A 17,436-nucleotide genomic window follows, 5' to 3' on the forward strand; every position below is an offset into this window, starting at 1 on the left:
AGAGGAGACACCATGGCCGACGCAACCTCCGCGCCCCTCGCCGCCGATCTGGCGCTGATCCAGCGCATCATTCCGCATCGCTATCCGTTCCTGCTGGTCGATAAGGTGCGCGACATTCATGTCGGCAAATCCTGCGTCGGCATCAAGAACATCACCTTCAACGAGCCGCAGTTTCAGGGCCACTTCCCCGGCATGCCGATCTTTCCCGGCGTGATGATCATCGAGGCGATGGCGCAGACATCGGGCATTCTTGTCGGTCTGACGATGGATCTGGTGGACAAGAATGCCAACGTGTTCTTTATGGGCGTCGATGCCGTGAAATTCCGCCGCAAGGTGGTGCCGGGCGATGTGCTGGAACTGCATGTCACCGCCCTGCGCGGCGGTGGCCGGGTTTGGAAATTCTCTGGCAAGGCCATGGTTGACGGCGAATTGGCCTGCGAGGCCGAATTCATGGCCATGTTTGATGTCCCCAAGGACGGGTCAAAATGAGTTGGCACCCTTCGGCCTTCATCCACCCTGCGGCCGTTGTCGAAGAGGATGCGGTGATCGGTGAGGGGTGCCACATCGGTCCCTTCTGCATCATCGGGGCCGAGGTCACGTTGGGCGCGCGGGTCACGGTGAAATCCCATGCCGTGGTGACGGGCTGGACCGAAATCGGTGATGATACGGTGGTTTTCCCCTTCGCCTCGGTGGGTGAGGTGCCGCAGGATCTGAAGTTCAAGGGCGAACGCACCCGGCTGATCGTGGGCGCACGCTGCCGCATCCGCGAAGGTGCGACGCTGAACACCGGAACTGAGGGCGGCGGCGGCATCACCCGTGTTGGCGATGATGTGCTGATGATGACGGGCGCGCATGTGGGGCACGATGCGCAGGTTGGCAACCGGGTGATCATGGCCAATCAGGTCGCCATCGCGGGCCATTGCCATATTGGCGATGACGTGATCATCGGCGGGCTGTCGGGCATCCATCAATGGGTGCGTGTGGGTCGTGGCGCGATCATCGGCGCGGTGACGATGGTTACGAATGACGTGCTGCCCTATGGATTGGTTCAGGGACCGCGGGGCGAGTTGGACGGTCTGAACCTGGTGGGTCTGAAGCGCCGCGGGGTAGAGCGCGCCGACATTACTGCGATGCGCGCGGGCTATCAGATGCTGGCGCAGGGTGAGGGGTCTTTCCTGGAACGTGCCCGCCGCCTGCAAGACGAAACCACCAGCGCCTATGTCCGCGAGATGTGCGATTTCATCCTGTCGCAGACGGACCGCAGTTTCCTGACGCCGAAATGAGCAATCTGGCCATCATCGCCGGGCGGGGTGGTTTGCCCGCCGCCTTGGTGGCGGCGCTGCCGGAACGGCCGTTGGTCTGCGCTTTGGATGGCTTTACGCCCGATGGTCTGGTGCCGGATCAGGTGTTCCGGGTGGAACGGCTGGCGCTGTTTCTGGATGCCTTGCAGGATCAGGGCATCACCCGCGTCACCTTTGCCGGGGCGGTGCAGCGCCCGCGTCTGGACCCGGCCCTGTTTGACCCGATGACCGCGCAGATGGTGCCGCGTCTGGTGGGGGCGATGCAGCAGGGGGATGATGCCACCTTGCGCGAAGTCATTGCGATTTTTGAGGAAAGTGGCATCGAGGTGTTGGGCGTCGATGACATTGCGGCTGATCTGGTGCCCGGTGCTGGGGTGTTGGCTGGCACGGTCACGCCTGCCGATGAACGTGATGCCAAGCGTGCCGCTGCCATCGTGACAGCACTGGGTTCGGTGGATGTCGGGCAGGGCTGTGTCGTGGCGGCTGGCCTTTGCCTCGCGGTCGAGGCGCTGCCCGGCACCGATGCGATGTTGGCGCAGGTGGCCAGCCTGCCGCGTGATCTGCGCCCTGCGAAGGGACTCTTCTACAAAGCGCCCAAGCCCGCACAGGACCGCCGTATCGATCTGCCCGCTTTGGGTGTTCAGACCGTGCGCAACGCCGCCGCCGCTGGCCTTGCCGGGATATGCTGGCAGGCCGGCGGGGTGATTTGCCTTGACCTGCCCGCAATGCAGGCAGAGGCCGCAGCACAGGGCCTGTTCCTGTGGGCGCGCTGAGGCTGTTTCTGCTGGCGGGCGAGCCTTCGGGCGACCGGCTGGGGGCGGCCTTGATGGCGGGATTGAAGTCCCTGCGCCCCGATGTGGAGTTTCACGGTATTGGCGGCCCGCTGATGCAGGCCGAAGGGCTGACCAGCCTGTTTCCGATGGAAGATCTGGCGGTGATGGGCATTGCCGAGGTACTGCCGAAATACTTCCACCTGAAACGCCGGATAGGCGAGGCCGCCCATGCCGCGCTGGCCTGCCAACCTGCCGCCGTCATCACCATCGACAGCCCAGATTTCAGCTTTCGCATGGCGAAACTGGTCAAGGCGGCGCAACCGGGCCTGCGGACCATCCACTATGTCGCCCCCTCGGTCTGGGCCTGGAGGCCGGGCCGCGCCGCCAAGATGGCGCAGTATATCGACCATGTGTTGGCCCTGTTGCCGTTTGAGCCGCCCTATATGACCGCCGCCGGGATGACTTGCGATTTTGTCGGCCACCCGGTGGTCTCCGAACCTTTGGCCGCGCGGGAAGAGGCCGCAGCCATGCACGCCGAGGGCACCGGCCCCCTGTTGCTGGCGCTGCCCGGCAGCCGCCGGTCAGAGGTGACGCGCCTTGCCCCGGTGTTCGGGCAGGTGGTGGCACGGCTGGTCACCACGCACCCCGGTCTGCGCGTCGCCCTGCCCACGGTGCGCGGCGTGGCCGATCTGGTCGCCGACCTGACCGCCGCTTGGCTCGTGCGTCCCGAAATCATCATCGACCCCACCCGCAAGCGCGTGGCCTTTGCCGCCGCCGATGTGGCGCTGGCGGCCTCTGGCACGGTCAGCCTGGAATTGGCGGCGAACCACTGCCCGATGGTGATTGCCTATGACATGAGCCCGATTTCGATGTGGCTGATGCGGCGCATGGCGCTGATCGACACGGTGACGTTGGTCAATCTGGTTTCCGAAACCCGTATCATTCCGGAATTTCTGGGCAAGGATTGCCGCCCCGACCGCATCGCTCCGGCGCTGGAGGATGTTCTGGCCCAACCCATGACGCAAGCCCATGCGATGGAAGTAACGATGAAGCGGTTGGGGCAGGGGGCCGAGCCGCCCGGCCTGCGCGCCGCGAAATCTGTGCTGTCGGTGTTGTAACCAAAATCCTTTGAAGGATTTTGGCCCTACCGCCCCTTCCAGATCCAACCGCCGCCAAAGATCCGGCTGCTGTCGGGGTCATAGAACACACAAGCCTGTCCAGGGCTGACGCCATCTTCGGGCGTGAACAGTTCCACCTCTGCCTCGGTTGCCGAAAGGGGCCGGATCACGGCAGGCAGCGGCGGGCGGGTGGAGCGCACCTTTACGTTCACATGCCATTCGGCACGACTTGTAAGGGGCGCATCGCCCAGCCAGTTGATCTCGCGCACCGGCACAAGGCGGGTGGACAGCGCCTCTTTTGGCCCCACCACCACCTGCCGTGTCGCCGGGTCCAGCTTTACCACATAGATCGGCTCTTCCAGCCCGCCGATGCCAAGGCCCTTGCGCTGCCCGATCGTGTAATGGATCACGCCGCGATGCTGGCCCAGCACATTGCCCGCAAGATCGACAATCTCACCCGGATCGGCCGCTTCGGGCCGCAGCTTTTCGATCACCGCCGCATAATTGCCGTTCGGCACGAAGCAGATATCCTGGCTGTCAGGCTTGTCCGCCACCGACAGGCCGTATTTAGCCGCCAGCGCCCGCGTCTCGGCCTTGGACCCCAGATGGCCCAAAGGAAATCGCAGGTAATCCAATTGCTCGGGTGTGGTCGAGAACAGGAAATAGCTTTGGTCGCGGCGCAGGTCGGCAGCGGAATGCAGCTCTGCCCCCGCGTCGCCCATCTTGCGCTGAATATAATGGCCCGTCGCCATGCAATCGGCGTTCAGATCTTTCGCCGTTGCCAGCAGATCCTTGAACTTTACCCGTTCGTTGCAGCGGATACAGGGCACCGGCGTTGCGCCCGCCAGATAGGCATCGGCGAATTCCTCGATCACCGCTTCACGAAAGGTGTTTTCATAATCCAGCACATAATGCGGAAAGCCCATGGTCTCTGCCACGCGCCGCGCATCGTGAATGTCACGCCCCGCGCAGCAGGCGCCCTTTTTCGCCAGCGCAGCACCGTGATCGTAAAGCTGCAAGGTGACGCCCACCACGTCATAGCCCTCTTCCGCCAGCATCGCCGCCACGACCGAGGAATCGACTCCGCCCGACATCGCCACCACAACGCGGGTATCGGCGGGGGCCTTGGGCAGCCCAAGAGAATTGAGTTTGGCGTCAAGCATGGGGGAACCTTTGGTTTCCTGTGAAATATAGGAAAATCCGAACTACTCTCAACCCCCCGGCTTCACCCTTGCTTAAGGACGATGCGGCAGCATCCCCGAACGGAAAGGGGAGTGCCATGTATCTTAAACGTGTTGACGGTCCGCGACAGGTGACCCTGCCCGATGGTAGCATCCTGACCCGTGCCGACCTGCCACCGCCGCAAACCAGACGCTGGGTCGCCAGCCGCAAGGCTGTTGTGGTGCGGGCGGTGGTCTACGGCCTGCTGTCCGAAAGCGAAGCCATTGAACGCTATCAGCTTTCGCAAGAAGAATTTGCATTGTGGCGTCAGGCTGTCGAGAAATTCGGTGAAAAGGGTCTGCGGGTCACCAGCCTGCAAAAATACCGACAACTTTAGATTGTTTTCTGCTTTCGTTCTGACAGAGTAACCGCTGATTAACCATTGACCCTCAAAGTTAACGACAGCGGTTCTCTGACGGAGCTTTTTAGAATGCGTATCCTGCTGGTTGAGGATGATCCTACAACATCGCGCAGCATTGAATTGATGCTGACCCATGCCAATCTGAACGTCTATTGCACCGATATGGGTGAAGACGGCATCGATCTGGCAAAACTTTACGATTACGATCTGATCCTGTTGGATCTCAATCTGCCCGATATGTCCGGGCATGAGGTATTGCGCCAGTTGCGACTGGCCAAGGTGGAAACGCCGATCCTGATCCTGTCCGGGATGGATGATACCGATAGCAAAATCAAGGGCTTCGGGTTCGGGGCCGATGATTACCTGACCAAACCCTTCCACCGGGAGGAGCTTGTCGCCCGCATCCATGCCATTGTGCGCCGATCAAAAGGCCATAGCCAGTCGATGATCCGCACCGGCAGCGTGAATGTGAACCTTGATGCCAAGACGGTTGATGTGGACAGCAAGCCAGTCCATCTGACCGGCAAGGAATATCAGATGCTGGAGCTGCTTTCTTTGCGCAAGGGAACAACCCTGACGAAAGAGATGTTTCTTAACCACCTTTACGGCGGCATGGATGAACCTGAATTGAAAATCATCGATGTCTTCATCTGCAAGTTGCGCAAAAAGCTGGCAGAGGCGACGGGCGGGCAAAATTATATCGAGACGGTCTGGGGGCGGGGCTATGTGTTGCGCGATCCGGCACCGTTGCAGGCCCGCATCGCCGCCTCTGCCTGATCCGCTTGCCCTTGCCGCCCGTGCCCCCTAGGTTCGGGGGAAAACCGGGAGGGGGCGATGCCCGACACATCCGTCGAGTCCTTGACCGAGGCTGAGGCGCGCGCCGATCTTGCGCGCCTTGCCGGTCTGATCGCCGAGGCCAATCGCGCCTATCACATGCTGGATGCGCCTGACCTGTCGGACGCAGATTACGATGCCCTGAAACGGCGCAACGCGGCGATCGAGGCGCGGTTCCCGCATCTGAAGCGCAACGATTCGCCCAGCGATCAGGTGGGCGCACCGCTGGCGGATGGGTTCGGCAAAGTTGCGCATTCGGTGCCGATGCTGTCGCTGGAAAATGCGTTCGAGGACGGCGACGTCGCGGATTTCGATGACCGCGTGCGGCGTTACCTTGGCTACAGCGGTGCGCTGCTGTACACGGCAGAACCCAAGATCGACGGGCTGTCCCTGTCCTTGCGCTATGAAAACGGCGTGCTGGTGCAGGCCGCGACGCGCGGTGATGGCGAGATGGGCGAGAATGTCACCGACAACGCCCGCACCATCGCCGATATTCCCCAGACCCTGACCGCCGCACCCGAGATGCTTGAGGTGCGGGGTGAAGTTTACATGTCCCATGCCGATTTTGCCGCGCTGAACGACCGGCAGGCGGCAAAGGGGGAAAAGCCTTTTGCCAACCCGCGCAATGCCGCCGCCGGGTCATTGCGACAGCTTGATGCCAGCATCACCGCCAGCCGCCCGCTGCGGTTTTTCGCCTATGCTTGGGGTGCCTTGTCCGAACCGCTGGCCGCAACCCAGTTTGACGCGATTGCCCGGCTGCACGCCTTGGGGTTTCAGACCAACCCGCTGACTGTGCTGTGCGATGGCCCGGCGCAAATGCTGGCGCATTACCGGCAGATCGAGGCGCAGCGCGCCACCTTGGGCTATGACATCGACGGCGTGGTGTACAAGGTCAACGATCTTGCCTTGCAGGTGCGGCTTGGTTTCCGCTCTACCACACCCCGTTGGGCGGTGGCGCATAAATTCCCAGCCGAACTTGCCTGGACCCGGCTGGAGGCGATTGACATTCAGGTTGGCCGCACTGGCGCGCTGTCGCCGGTGGCGCGGTTGGTGCCGGTGACGGTGGGCGGCGTTGTCGTGTCAAACGCGACCCTGCACAACGAGGATTACATCGCAGGCCGCGATTCCAGCGGTGCCCCGATCCGCGACGGCAAGGATATTCGCATCGGCGATTGGGTGCAGGTGTACCGCGCGGGCGACGTGATCCCCAAGGTGGCCGATGTAGATCTGGCCAAACGCCCCGAAGGTTCTGCACCCTATGCCTTCCCCGAAACCTGCCCCGAATGCGGCAGCCCGGCGATCCGCGAAGAGGGCGATTCCATCCGCCGCTGCACCGGCGGCCTGATCTGCCCGGCCCAAGGCTTTGAGCGTTTGCGCCATTTCGTCAGCCGGGGGGCGTTTGACATTGAGGGGCTGGGGGCCAAGCAGGTCGAGATGTTTTTCAATGACGCGGACCTGCCGGTCAAAACGCCCGCCGACATCTTTACCCTTGCGCAACGCGACGCCGACAGCCCGTTGAAAAAGCTGAAAAATCGCGATGGCTTTGGCGAAACCTCGGTCACCAAGCTGTTCGCCGCCATCGACGCGCGTCGGCGGATCGATCTGCATCGCCTGATTTTCGCCCTTGGCATCCGCCATGCGGGCGAGGCGGCGGCGCAGGACCTGGCGCAACATTACGGCAACTGGCAGGCGATGACCGAGGCGCTGGATGCCGCCCGCCCTGCGGCTCTTGCGCACCGCGCCGCCGATGCCGCCGAAGATACTGAACGTCTGGCGGCCCGCACCGCCGCGCGCCGCGCCCGGGTGTCCGAGGCGCGCAGCGCGGCCATCGTCACAGCACAGGTTCCGCCCGAGGCGCAAGCGGCATGGGCCGATCTGGTTTCCACTGACGGTATCGGCCCGGTGCTGGCGCTGTCATTGTCCGACGCCTTTGCCAACGCCCATGAACGGGCCGAGATTGACCGGCTGGCCGCGATGCTGACCATCCTGCCCGCCGCCCGCCGCCAGACCGAAGGCAGCCCGGTCGCGGGCAAGACGCTGGTCTTTACCGGCACCCTGGAAAAGATGACGCGGGCCGAGGCCAAGGCGCGTGCCGAGGCGATGGGGGCAAAGGTTGCAGGCTCTGTCAGTGCCAAGACCGACCTTCTGATTGCCGGGCCGGGCGCGGGATCAAAGGCGAAAGACGCCGCCCGGCTGGGCATTCAGGTGATTGACGAGGACGCATGGATCGCCCTTGCCGGTTTGACGTGAGCGGGCGATGAGCCGCCCGGAACTCCTGTTCCCGCTGTTTGCGGGCCTTGACACGCTGCCCGGCGTCGGCCCGCGCACCGCCGAGGCGTTTCAGGCCATGGGCATCGAACGCCCCAAGGATCTGCTGTTCCTGCTGCCCCATTCCGCGGTGGACCGTACATTGCGTGCCAGCGTTCGCGATGTGGTGCCGCCCTGCGTCGTGACGGTTGAGGTCGAGGTGGGTGCCCATCAGCCGCCGCGCCTGAAGGGCAAGCCCTACCGCGTTCTGGTGCGTGACGCGGCGCTGGATTTTCAACTGGTCTTCTTTCACGCCCGCGCCGATTACCTGCAAAAGCTGCTGCCCACAGGCCAGCGCCGCGTCGTCTCGGGCAAGGTCGAGCTGTTCGACGGTTTGGCGCAGATGCCGCATCCTGATCATATCCTGCGCCCCGAAGAGGCGGGCGATCTGCCCAGCTATGAACCCGTCTATCCCCTGACCGCCGGCATCACGCAAAAGCAGGTGTCCAAGGCGGTGGAGGGCGCGATGGCGCGGTTGCCCGAGATGCCCGAATGGATCGACGGGCCTTTGCTGGCGCGCGAAGGCTGGCCCGGTTTTGCCGAGGCGCTGCGTCTTGCCCATGCCCCTGCGGGAACCGCCGATTTCATGGCCGAAGCCCCGGTGCGGCAGCGGCTGGCCTATGATGAGATGTTTGCCCATCAACTGACCCTTTCGCTGGCCCGCGCCAGTTTGCGGCGGGCCAAGGGGCAGGTCACGCGCGGCACGGGGGCGTTGAAGGCCAGGGTTCTGGCCGCGTTGCCCTATGCGCCTACGGGTGCCCAGACCCGCGCGGTAGCTGAAATCGCGCTGGATATGGAAAATCCGTTGCGTATGAACCGCTTGCTTCAGGGCGATGTGGGGTCAGGCAAGACGCTGGTGGCGCTGCTGGCGTTGCTGGTGGCGGTTGAGGGGGGCGGGCAGGGTGTGATGATGGCGCCCACGGAAATTCTGGCGCGACAGCATTATGAGGGGCTGGCCTCCTTGGCCGCCGCCGCTGGTGTGCGGCTGGAGCTGTTGACCGGGCGCGACAAGGGCGGTGAGCGGGCGGCGAAACTGGCTGATCTCGCGGCGGGCAAGATCGACATTCTGGTCGGCACCCATGCGGTGTTTCAAAAGGACGTCGCCTTTCACGACCTGCGCCTTGCCGTGGTTGATGAACAGCACCGCTTTGGCGTGGCGCAGCGGATGGAGCTGGGTGCCAAAGGGCAGGGCGCGGATGTGCTGGTGATGACCGCCACGCCCATCCCCCGCAGCCTTGCCTTGGCCAGCTATGGCGACATGGATGTTTCGGTGCTGGATGAAAAACCGGCGGGGCGAAAGCCCATTCGCACCGCGCTGATTTCCGACGCGCGGCTGGATGAGGTGATCGGCCATCTGCGCCGCGCGGTAGACGACGGGCGGCAGGCCTATTGGGTCTGCCCCTTGGTAGAAGACAGCGAACTGGTCGATTACGCCAGCGCCGAGGCGCGCTTTGCCAGCCTGCGGGCGGTCTTTGGCGATGTGGTGGGGCTGGTCCATGGCCAGATGCCTTCGCAAGAGAAGGACGCCGCGATGGCGCGGTTTGTCGCCGGTGAGACGCGGGTTCTGGTCGCGACCACGGTGATCGAGGTGGGGGTGAACGTGCCCAATGCCTCGATCATGGTGGTGGAGCGGGCCGAGATTTTCGGCCTTGCGCAATTGCACCAGTTGCGCGGGCGGGTGGGGCGCGGCACGGCCGACTCGACCTGTCTGCTGATGTATCAGGCCCCCCTGTCGGAATCGGGCGAGCGGCGGCTGAAGGTTCTGCGCGATACCGAGGACGGCTTTCGCATCGCCGAGGAAGATCTGGCGATGCGCGGCGCGGGCGATCTGATCGGCACGGTGCAATCGGGCCTGCCGCGGTTCCGTGTGGCCGATCTGGAGCGGCAGGGCGCCCTGATGGCGATTGCCCAGACCGACGCGCGCCGGTTGCTGGCCGATGATCCGGGTCTGACCAGCGCGCGCGGCAAGGCGGCACGGTTGCTGCTGTGGCTGCTGGATCAGGACCGGGCGATCCGGTTGATTTCGGTAGGTTAGGCGTTCGTTCACAAATGTTCTCACAAAGTTCTTGACGGTTAACGAATCGCGTGAGAACAATATGGCAACAACAGGAGGTTGCCATGCTGAATGAGATTGCTGAAATCCTGACCCGTTCGCGCCGTGCCATGTTTGAAGACGCGGTTGGTGTGGTTTCCCTGTTCGTGGTACTTTTCGCCGGTTTGACCTTTACCGGCACCATCTGATCTGCCCGCGGTCTTTTTGATCGGGCCTGACCCTGTCCCCCGGCTGTCCCCGCCGTTGCCCGTATCATGGACACGCTACTTCCGCCGCCAGCCTTGCGCTGTGCGGCGGTTTTTTTATTGGGCGGACGCCTCGCAGGTCGCTTCCAGGGCAAGCAGGATCGAGGCATGGCGGTTCTTGTAATCCCGCGCCGGAATCAGAACCTCATACCCCTCAAACGGCGCATCCGGCACCGGGCCACCGTCTTTCAGCATGGCGCGCAGTTGGTCGCGCGCGGTCTCCAGTTCCGCCCGGCTGCGCCCGATCACCACCGCGCCCAGCACGGCGGCCGAGGCCTGACCCAGCGCGCAGGCCTTCACATCCTGCGCGAATTCGGCCACGCGGCCATCCTGCATCACCAGATCGACCGTGATCGTCGATCCGCACAGCGGGCTGCGCTTTTTCGCCGTCGCCACCGGCGCGGGCAGGCGGCCCAGATGCGGAATCGCCGCCGCCAGTTGCAGAATACGGCCCGAGTAAAGGCTGATCAGATCGCTGTCGCTCATGGCTTTCCCTTTGCCTTGCCCTTAGATAAGCCGCAACCGACCCCAAGCCAAGGAGGCCCGCATGCCCTTTGACCCGACAAGCCTAAAGTATGATGCGGCGGGCCTGATCCCCTGCATCGCGCAGGATGCGGCATCCGACGAGGTGCTGATGTTCGCCTGGATGAACGCGGATGCGGTGGCGCAGACGCTGGCAACGGGCCGGGTGACCTATTGGAGCCGCTCTCGCCAATCGTTCTGGATCAAGGGCGAAAGCTCGGGCCATGTGCAGCGGCTGGTGGAATTGCGGGTGGATTGTGACCGTGATTGCCTGCTGGCGCTGGTGGCGCAGGAAGGCCCGGCCTGCCACACCAACCGTCGCACCTGTTTTTACACGGCGGTGCGCGGGGGCGATGAGGTCGAACTGATGGCGCCGATGGCCTAAAGGCCGACCATCCGGCGAATATCTTCCGGTGTCGCGCCCTCGGCGCGATATTTTGCCAGGGCGCGGGCATCGTCGCGCTTGGCCAACCGCTTGCCCTGATCGTCGCGGATCAGGCGATGGTGATGATAGACGGGCACGGGCAGGCCCAACAGACGCTGCAAGACGACATGAATTGCCGTCGCCTCGAACAGATCCTCGCCGCGCGTGACTTCGGTGATGCCTTGCGCGGCATCATCCACCACTACGGCAAGGTGATAGCTGGTGCCAATATCCCGCCGCGCCAGAACGATATCGCCGATGGTTTCCACCATCCGGCCTGCATCAAAGCGGTATGTGCCGGGGTGAATGCCGGTTTCATCAAAGCTGGTTTCCCCGAGCATTTCCATGGCCTTGGCCATATTCAACCGGACCGCACCGCTTAGGTGGCCTTTGTCACGGCAGGTGCCGGGATATACCGGCCCATCCGGCCCGATGATCGCCACGCCTTCCTGCGGGGCAGAGAGTGCTGCCTTGATGTCGCCCCGCGTGCAGGTGCAATGATAGGTCAGGCCCGCATGGTACAACTGTGCAAGAGCGGCATCATAGGCGAGCAGGCGGCTAGATTGTCGCATCACCGGCTGTTCCCAGCTTAAGCCCAGCCAGCACAGGTCGTCATAGATCGCCGTTTCCCATTCGGGCTTGCACCGGGCGCTGTCGATATCCTCAATCCGCAGCAAAAACCGTTTACCCCGTGCCGCCGCGACCAGCGCCGCATAGGCATGGCCCAGATGCAGCGGTCCGGTCGGGCTGGGGGCAAAGCGGGTTACCCGATCCACCCCAGAAACGCCTCCTTGGCGCGGTCGGTATAGGCCTTGTAGCGGTCTTTCCGGCCCTTGCGGCCACCCCGGGCGTCAATCGGGGGGAAAAGGCCAAAGTTCACGTTCATCGGCTGAAAGGTCTTTGCCTCTGCCCCGCCGGTGATATGCGTGATCAGGGCGCCCATCGCGGTTTCGGGCGGCGGGGGCAGCAGGTCGCGCCCAAGCAATTCCGCCGCAGCCATCCGGCCCGCCAACAGACCCATCGCAGCGGATTCGACATAGCCCTCCACCCCGGTGATCTGCCCGGCAAAGCGGATATTGGGGCGCGACTTCAGCCGCATCTGACTGTCCAGCAGCGTAGGAGAGTTGATGAAGGTGTTGCGGTGAATGCCACCCAACCGCGCAAAGCTGGCATCCTGCAAGCCCGGAATCAGTTTGAAAACATCAACCTGCGCGCCATACTTCATCTTGGTCTGGAACCCGACGATGTTATAGAGCGTGCCCAGCTTGTTATCGCGGCGCAATTGCACCACGGCATAGGGCTTTTGCGGATTGTGCGGGTTGGTCAGGCCCACCGGCTTCATCGGGCCAAAGCGCAGGGTCTCGCGCCCGCGTTCGGCCATCACCTCGATCGGCAGGCAGCCGTCGAAATAGCCCGCCGTTTCGCCTTCGTGAAACACCGTCTTATCGGCGGCCAGTAGGGCGTCGATAAACGCCTCGTACTGCGCCTTGTCCATCGGGCAGTTCATATAGGCGGTCTGTTCCTCGACCGTCTCGCCCTTGTCATAGCGCGACTGCATCCAGGCCACAGACATATCCACGCTTTCGGCATAGACGATGGGGGCGATGGCGTCGAAAAACGCCAGGCTGTCGGCTCCGGTCTGTGCGCGGATGCTTTCGGCCAACTTGCCGCTGGTCAAAGGCCCGGTCGCAATGATCCAGTTTCCGGTTGAGGGAAGCTCTGTAACCTCCTCATAAGAAAACGAAATCATCGGATGCGATTTCAGCCGTGCTGTCACCGCTTCGGCGAACGGATCGCGGTCAACCGCCAGCGCGCCACCCGCCGGCAGGCGGTGGGCGGTTGCCATCTCCATGATCAGGCCCTTGGCCGCGCGCATTTCCCAATGCAGCAGGCCCACCGCGTTCCGCTCATCATCATCCGAGCGGAACGAGTTCGAGCAGACCATCTCGGCAAATTGCCCGGTGCGATGGGCGAATGTGCCGACCGCTGGCCGCATCTCGTGCAGCACCACCGGCACCCCGGCCTCGGCCGCCTGCCAGGCCGCTTCCGAGCCCGCCATGCCGCCGCCAATGATATGAAGCGTTTCCATGCCCGCCCAATTAAGCCAATCGGGCAGGCAAGGGAAGGCTTAGAACAGACCGCGCCGGATCAGCCCGTCCATCGGTTGGCTGGCACGAAAGGCGCGGTCAGCCACCGGGCGCTGCGTGCCGCCCGTATCGCCAAGGCGCCAGGTCAGGCCCAGTTGCACACGGGTATCGGCGGGTGCGTCGTCATTGCCCCACAGGCCATCCTGAATCACGGCGGCAGACAGTTCGAACGGACTGCCCTCGGGCGCGTAATGAAGGCCCAGATCGGCGCGGTAGCTGGTGGCGTTGAAAGCAGCCTCTTGAAAATCGGCCAGCCCCACCCCCAGGCTGACAGCAATCCGGTCGGTTGGCGCATAGATCAGCCGCGCCTCGGCGGAAATGAAATCAAAGCCCCGGCTGGCATAGCCGATACCGGCGCGCCCCTCGATCACGGTCTTTTCCGACAGGGCATACATCCCTTCGATACCCCCATGAAAGATGGTCGCGTCGCGGCCGTCGATATCGGAAAAACTAAGGAAAAACCCATATTTACGGTCACCTTGTGGGGCAAGGTACAGATGCCCGTCGATCGTGCCCACAGCGCCCCCGGCCTGATCGGCAAGGCCCAGATCAAGCTGAATCCCCTGCGCGGTGCCGATCCGCCAATCGCCGGAAAGATGCCCGGCGGCCTTGCCATCGGTTGCGGTCAGGCCGGCCTCGATCCAGGACAGGCCAAGGCTGTCGGATTGGGCAAAAGCGGGCGTAGAAACAACAAGCGCAGCCGCGGCGGCGGTGCGGAACACGGTAAACATGGCGGAACCCTTTGGGCGGTTGGTTTGAACAGACCGCGCTTTGGCGGCAGCAGGGCAACCGGCGCGGTCGCCTATGCCAACACTGTCTCAAATCGATATGATTAACGAAAGTTAAATGTTAGCAAATGGTTAAGGCAGGCCTTTGGCATGAAAAGCCCCGCGCGGTGAACCGGCGGGGCCTTTGATTTTGCTAGGATTACTCTTCCTCGGCCTGTTCCGCGACGCGGGCGACCGAAACCACCTGTTCCTCGCCACCCGTGTTCAGCACCTTGACCCCGCCAGCCCCACGAGAGCGGAAGGAAATCTGATCCACCGGCACCCGGATCGACTGCCCGGAAGAGGTGGCCAGCATGATCTGATCCGACAGTTCGACCGGGAACGAGGCCACCAGCGCCCCGCCACGCATTGCGCCATCCATCGCCTTTACGCCCATGCCGCCGCGGCCGCGCACCGGGTAATCATGGCTGGACGACAGCTTGCCCGCGCCCTGTTCGGTGATGGTCAGAATCAGATCCTCGGCCGCCGACATCTCGGCATAGCGCTCGGGCGACAGGTTGCCCTCGGCCACGCCGTCTTCGTCATCCTCCTCGGCCTCTTCCACCACACCGGCCATCAGGCGGCGCTGTTTCAGGTAAGCGGCACGCTCAGCCGGGTCGGCCTCAAAATGCCGGATGATCGACATCGACACCACGCGGTCGGCCTCTGCCAGACGGATACCCCGCACGCCGGTGGATCCGCGCGACTTGAACACCCTGATTTCATTGGTAGAAAACCGGATGGCGCGGCCCATGGCCGTGACCAGCATCACATCGTCATTCTCATCGGCAATCGCGGCATTCACGAGACTGACACCCTCGGGCAGCTTCATCGCGATCTTGCCGTTGCGCATGACATTGGTGAAATCCGACAGGTCGTTCTGCCGCACATCGCCGTCAGAGGTGGCAAAGACGATCTGCAACTTGTCCCAATCGAGTTCCGGCACATCCACCGGCATCAGGGCGGCAATCGAAATGCCGGTCTGAATCGGCAGAATGTTGACGATGGCCTTGCCCTTGGCGGTGCGCCCCGCCAGCGGCAGGCGCCAGGTTTTCATTTTGTAAACCATGCCGTCCGTGGTGAAGAACAGCAGCGCGGTATGGGTGTTGGCCACGAACAGCGTGGTCACCACGTCATCTTCCTTAGTGGCCATGCTGGCCAGACCCTTGCCGCCGCGATTCTGGCTGCGGAATTCGGCCAAGGGGGTGCGCTTGATATAGCCGCCCGAGGTGATGGTCACGACCATATCCTCGCGCTCGATCAGATCCTCATCCTCCATATCGCCCGCCCAATCGACGATTTCGGTGCGGCGGGGAACGGCGAACAGGTGTTTGACTTCGGTAAGCTCGGTGGAAATGATCGCCATGATCCGGTCACGCGACCCAAGAATTTCCAAGTAATCCTTGATCTTTGCAGCCAGTTCTTCAAGTTCGTCGGTAACTTCCTTGACGCCTAGGGCAGTCAGGCGTTGCAGCCGCAGTTCCAGAATGGCGCGGGCCTGGGCTTCGGACAGGTTATAGGTGCCATCATCGTTGATCTTGTGCGACGGATCGTCGATCAGCCGGATATAGGCCGCAATGTCATGGGCGGGCCAGCGGCGCGTCATCAGCTTTTCGCGCGCCTCGGCGGCGTCGGCGCTGGCGCGGATGGTGCGCACCACCTCATCGACGTTGGAAACCGCAACTGCCAGACCGCACAGGATATGGCTGCGCTCGCGCGCCTTGCGCAGTTCAAAGGCGGTGCGACGCGCAACAACTTCCTCGCGGAAGAGGATGAAGTTGCTAAGAAAATCGCGCAAGGTCAGCGTCTCTGGCCGCCCACCGTTCAGCGCCAGCATGTTGCAGCCAAAGCTGGTCTGCATCGGGGTAAAGCGGAACAACTGGTTCAGCACCACATCCGGCGTCGCGTCGCGCTTCAGCTCGATTACCACGCGCACGCCGATGCGGTCGGATTCGTCGGCAACGCCGGAAATCCCCTCAATCCGTTTGTCGCGCACGCATTCGGCGATGATCTCGATCATCCGCGCCTTGTTCACCTGATAGGGAACCTCGTCGATGACGATGGCAAATCGGTCTTTGCGAATTTCCTCGATATGGGTCTTTGACCGGATGATGACGCTGCCGCGCCCTTCCAGATAGGCTTTGCGCGCGCCAGAGCGGCCCAGAATCGTGGCACCCGTGGGAAAATCGGGCGCGGGAATGATCTCCATCAGCCGTTCCATGCTGATGTCGGGGTCTTCAATCATCGCCAGTGTGCCGTCGATCACTTCGCCCAGATTATGGGGCGGAATGTTGGTCGCCATGCCCACGGCAATGCCGCCCGCACCATTGACCAGCATGTTCGGGAACCGTGCCGGCAGGACGGTGGGTTCCTTGTCCTTTCCGTCGTAATTGTCTTGGAAATCAACGGTTTCTTTGTCAATGTCGGCCAAAAGGAAGGCGGCGGGCTTGTCCATCCGCACTTCGGTATAGCGCATCGCCGCCGCCGCATCGCCGTCCATCGAGCCGAAGTTGCCTTGGCCGTCCAGAAGCTTCAGGCTCATCGAAAACGGCTGCGCCATCCGCACCAGCGCGTCATAAATCGCAGAATCGCCATGGGGATGGTATTTCCCCATGGTGTCGCCCACCGGGCGGGCCGATTTGCGATAGCTTTTGTCATGCGTATTGTTGGTTTCGTGCATCGCATAAAGAATGCGCCGATGCACAGGTTTCAGCCCGTCGCGCAGATCGGGGATCGCGCGGGAAACGATCACGCTCATTGCGTAATCGAGGTAGGCGGTCTTCATCTCGGCGGCAATGTCCACTTGAGGGCCGTGATACGCGGGCCGCTCTGGCATTTCGCCTGCCGTTTCAATCTCTTCGGGGGTGTCATTCACGTTGGCCCGTGCCTTCCTGAAGGTCATCAATATCTGGTTGGCGCGACCTTACACCATGCAACAGGTGGGGTGCAATGGCAGGGTTCCGGCCTTGTTGGCAGCCATAGGGGTCTGCTGCCAACATATTGTTATTATTGAAGAATAAACAGAATCGCGCATCATCATCTGACAGGTAACAGAAAGGCGCGCCAGATGCCGCAGACCGAGACGGAACTGATGCTCAAGGGCTATGGGCTGACCACGGCCGAAATCTACTATCGGATGCCGGATTACAGGCATGTTCTGCAAAGCTACATCTGGCAGGATTACGATCTTGCGCCAGATTATCCGCAGATGTTCCGCTTTATCGAATTCTGGCAAAAGAACCTTGATGGCCCCCTGCATTCGGTGCGCTTTACCCACCGAAAGCTGATTGGCCCCTCGGAATGGCGCAATGTCGTGGGGGAGTTCCGGTTGCACTGACAAGGCGGCCCGGATAAGCGGGGGCC

Annotated in this window: 17 protein-coding genes; 11 read left to right on the forward strand and 6 right to left on the reverse strand. The window is 62.6% G+C overall.

All coding sequences use genetic code 11. The features are described from left to right. Positions 1-12 precede the first annotated feature (12 nt). From fabZ to lpxB, 4 genes are read left to right on the forward strand one after another with little or no spacing between them, the layout of a single operon-like run. Positions 13-489, forward strand: a complete 477-nt coding sequence (gene fabZ, locus JI744_RS04425; protein ID WP_202658484.1) for a 3-hydroxyacyl-ACP dehydratase FabZ — start codon at positions 13-15, stop codon at positions 487-489. Continuing rightward, on the forward strand, positions 486-1,283 hold the full coding sequence (gene lpxA / locus JI744_RS04430; RefSeq protein ID WP_202658485.1) for an acyl-ACP--UDP-N-acetylglucosamine O-acyltransferase: 798 nt from the start codon (positions 486-488) through the stop codon (positions 1,281-1,283). The genes fabZ and lpxA overlap by 4 nt, the downstream gene beginning before the upstream one ends. Beyond that, positions 1,280-2,074 (forward strand): LpxI family protein, encoded by a 795-nt coding sequence (locus JI744_RS04435; protein ID WP_202658486.1) that lies wholly within the window; start codon positions 1,280-1,282, stop codon positions 2,072-2,074. The genes lpxA and JI744_RS04435 overlap by 4 nt, the downstream gene beginning before the upstream one ends. After that, the gene (lpxB, locus tag JI744_RS04440; RefSeq protein WP_202658778.1) at positions 2,071-3,192 is read left to right on the forward strand and encodes a lipid-A-disaccharide synthase; all 1,122 of its coding nucleotides are present in this window, start codon (positions 2,071-2,073) and stop codon (positions 3,190-3,192) included. Before JI744_RS04435 ends, lpxB begins: the two co-directional genes overlap by 4 nt. Before the next feature lie 26 nt (positions 3,193-3,218). Here lpxB and mnmA read toward each other — a convergent pair whose 3' ends face one another. Next, the gene (mnmA, locus tag JI744_RS04445; protein WP_202658487.1) at positions 3,219-4,355 is read right to left on the reverse strand and encodes a tRNA 2-thiouridine(34) synthase MnmA; all 1,137 of its coding nucleotides are present in this window, start codon (positions 4,353-4,355) and stop codon (positions 3,219-3,221) included. A gap of 116 nt (positions 4,356-4,471) precedes the next feature. Between mnmA and sciP the strand changes: the two genes are divergently transcribed. The 5 genes from sciP (at position 4,472) to JI744_RS19210 (ending at position 10,156) form a co-directional block, all read left to right on the forward strand. Then, positions 4,472-4,750, forward strand: coding sequence for a CtrA inhibitor SciP (gene sciP / locus JI744_RS04450; protein WP_202658488.1), 279 nt, complete (start codon positions 4,472-4,474; stop codon positions 4,748-4,750). A 93-nt stretch (positions 4,751-4,843) separates the two neighbouring features. After that, positions 4,844-5,551 (forward strand): response regulator transcription factor CtrA, encoded by a 708-nt coding sequence (gene ctrA, locus JI744_RS04455; protein WP_202658489.1) that lies wholly within the window; start codon positions 4,844-4,846, stop codon positions 5,549-5,551. A gap of 57 nt (positions 5,552-5,608) precedes the next feature. Continuing rightward, on the forward strand, positions 5,609-7,858 hold the full coding sequence (gene ligA, locus JI744_RS04460; protein WP_202658490.1) for an NAD-dependent DNA ligase LigA: 2,250 nt from the start codon (positions 5,609-5,611) through the stop codon (positions 7,856-7,858). A 7-nt stretch (positions 7,859-7,865) separates the two neighbouring features. Continuing rightward, positions 7,866-9,950: an ATP-dependent DNA helicase RecG gene (gene recG, locus JI744_RS04465; protein WP_202658491.1), complete on the forward strand. Its 2,085-nt coding sequence runs from the start codon at positions 7,866-7,868 to the stop codon at positions 9,948-9,950. 83 nt (positions 9,951-10,033) lie between these two features. Continuing rightward, the gene (locus JI744_RS19210) at positions 10,034-10,156 is read left to right on the forward strand and encodes a hypothetical protein (RefSeq protein WP_268885770.1); all 123 of its coding nucleotides are present in this window, start codon (positions 10,034-10,036) and stop codon (positions 10,154-10,156) included. Between the two features lie 114 nt (positions 10,157-10,270). Here JI744_RS19210 and JI744_RS04470 read toward each other — a convergent pair whose 3' ends face one another. Beyond that, entirely contained in the window at positions 10,271-10,699 is a 429-nt protein-coding gene (locus tag JI744_RS04470) for an iron-sulfur cluster assembly scaffold protein (RefSeq protein WP_202658492.1), read from the reverse strand. 61 nt (positions 10,700-10,760) lie between these two features. On the opposite strand from JI744_RS04470, the gene hisI reads away from it, so the two are divergent. Beyond that, positions 10,761-11,120, forward strand: a complete 360-nt coding sequence (hisI, locus tag JI744_RS04475; protein ID WP_202658493.1) for a phosphoribosyl-AMP cyclohydrolase — start codon at positions 10,761-10,763, stop codon at positions 11,118-11,120. Here hisI and gluQRS read toward each other — a convergent pair. The 4 genes from gluQRS to gyrA all read right to left on the reverse strand — a co-directional run bounded on the left by gluQRS (position 11,117) and on the right by gyrA (position 16,948). Beyond that, complete coding sequence (gene gluQRS / locus JI744_RS04480; RefSeq protein ID WP_202658494.1) at positions 11,117-11,935, reverse strand: tRNA glutamyl-Q(34) synthetase GluQRS; 819 nt, start codon at positions 11,933-11,935, stop codon at positions 11,117-11,119. The genes hisI and gluQRS overlap by 4 nt on opposite strands. Next, complete coding sequence (trmFO, locus tag JI744_RS04485; RefSeq protein ID WP_202658495.1) at positions 11,923-13,248, reverse strand: methylenetetrahydrofolate--tRNA-(uracil(54)-C(5))-methyltransferase (FADH(2)-oxidizing) TrmFO; 1,326 nt, start codon at positions 13,246-13,248, stop codon at positions 11,923-11,925. Before trmFO ends, gluQRS begins: the two co-directional genes overlap by 13 nt. Before the next feature lie 39 nt (positions 13,249-13,287). Beyond that, a complete protein-coding gene (locus tag JI744_RS04490) occupies positions 13,288-14,037 on the reverse strand; it encodes a hypothetical protein (RefSeq protein WP_202658496.1) in 750 nt (249 codons plus the stop codon). 196 nt (positions 14,038-14,233) lie between these two features. Then, a complete protein-coding gene (gene gyrA, locus JI744_RS04495; protein WP_407927506.1) occupies positions 14,234-16,948 on the reverse strand; it encodes a DNA gyrase subunit A in 2,715 nt (904 codons plus the stop codon). 192 nt (positions 16,949-17,140) lie between these two features. On the opposite strand from gyrA, the gene JI744_RS04500 reads away from it, so the two are divergent. After that, positions 17,141-17,410, forward strand: coding sequence for an usg protein (locus JI744_RS04500; protein ID WP_202658497.1), 270 nt, complete (start codon positions 17,141-17,143; stop codon positions 17,408-17,410). Positions 17,411-17,436: the final 26 nt, after the last annotated feature.

This window comes from Fuscibacter oryzae, from assembly GCF_016765795.1.
Lineage (GTDB): Bacteria > Pseudomonadota > Alphaproteobacteria > Rhodobacterales > Rhodobacteraceae > Fuscibacter > Fuscibacter oryzae.

Excerpts from the sequence above, each read along its gene's own strand:
- trmFO (WP_202658495.1), bottom strand. The coding sequence starts at position 13,248 with ATGGAAACGCTTCATATCATTGGCGGCGGCATGGCGGGCTCGGAAGCG.
- mnmA (WP_202658487.1), bottom strand. The coding sequence starts at position 4,355 with ATGCTTGACGCCAAACTCAATTCTCTTGGGCTGCCCAAGGCCCCCGCC.
- JI744_RS04435 (WP_202658486.1), top strand. The coding sequence starts at position 1,280 with ATGAGCAATCTGGCCATCATCGCCGGGCGGGGTGGTTTGCCCGCCGCC.
- sciP (WP_202658488.1), top strand. The coding sequence starts at position 4,472 with ATGTATCTTAAACGTGTTGACGGTCCGCGACAGGTGACCCTGCCCGAT.
- lpxA (WP_202658485.1), top strand. The coding sequence starts at position 486 with ATGAGTTGGCACCCTTCGGCCTTCATCCACCCTGCGGCCGTTGTCGAA.
- JI744_RS04470 (WP_202658492.1), bottom strand. The coding sequence starts at position 10,699 with ATGAGCGACAGCGATCTGATCAGCCTTTACTCGGGCCGTATTCTGCAA.
- hisI (WP_202658493.1), top strand. The coding sequence starts at position 10,761 with ATGCCCTTTGACCCGACAAGCCTAAAGTATGATGCGGCGGGCCTGATC.
- JI744_RS04490 (WP_202658496.1), bottom strand. The coding sequence starts at position 14,037 with ATGTTTACCGTGTTCCGCACCGCCGCCGCGGCTGCGCTTGTTGTTTCT.
- fabZ (WP_202658484.1), top strand. The coding sequence starts at position 13 with ATGGCCGACGCAACCTCCGCGCCCCTCGCCGCCGATCTGGCGCTGATC.
- JI744_RS04500 (WP_202658497.1), top strand. The coding sequence starts at position 17,141 with ATGCCGCAGACCGAGACGGAACTGATGCTCAAGGGCTATGGGCTGACC.
- ligA (WP_202658490.1), top strand. The coding sequence starts at position 5,609 with ATGCCCGACACATCCGTCGAGTCCTTGACCGAGGCTGAGGCGCGCGCC.
- JI744_RS19210 (WP_268885770.1), top strand. The coding sequence starts at position 10,034 with ATGCTGAATGAGATTGCTGAAATCCTGACCCGTTCGCGCCGTGCCATG.
- ctrA (WP_202658489.1), top strand. The coding sequence starts at position 4,844 with ATGCGTATCCTGCTGGTTGAGGATGATCCTACAACATCGCGCAGCATT.
- recG (WP_202658491.1), top strand. The coding sequence starts at position 7,866 with ATGAGCCGCCCGGAACTCCTGTTCCCGCTGTTTGCGGGCCTTGACACG.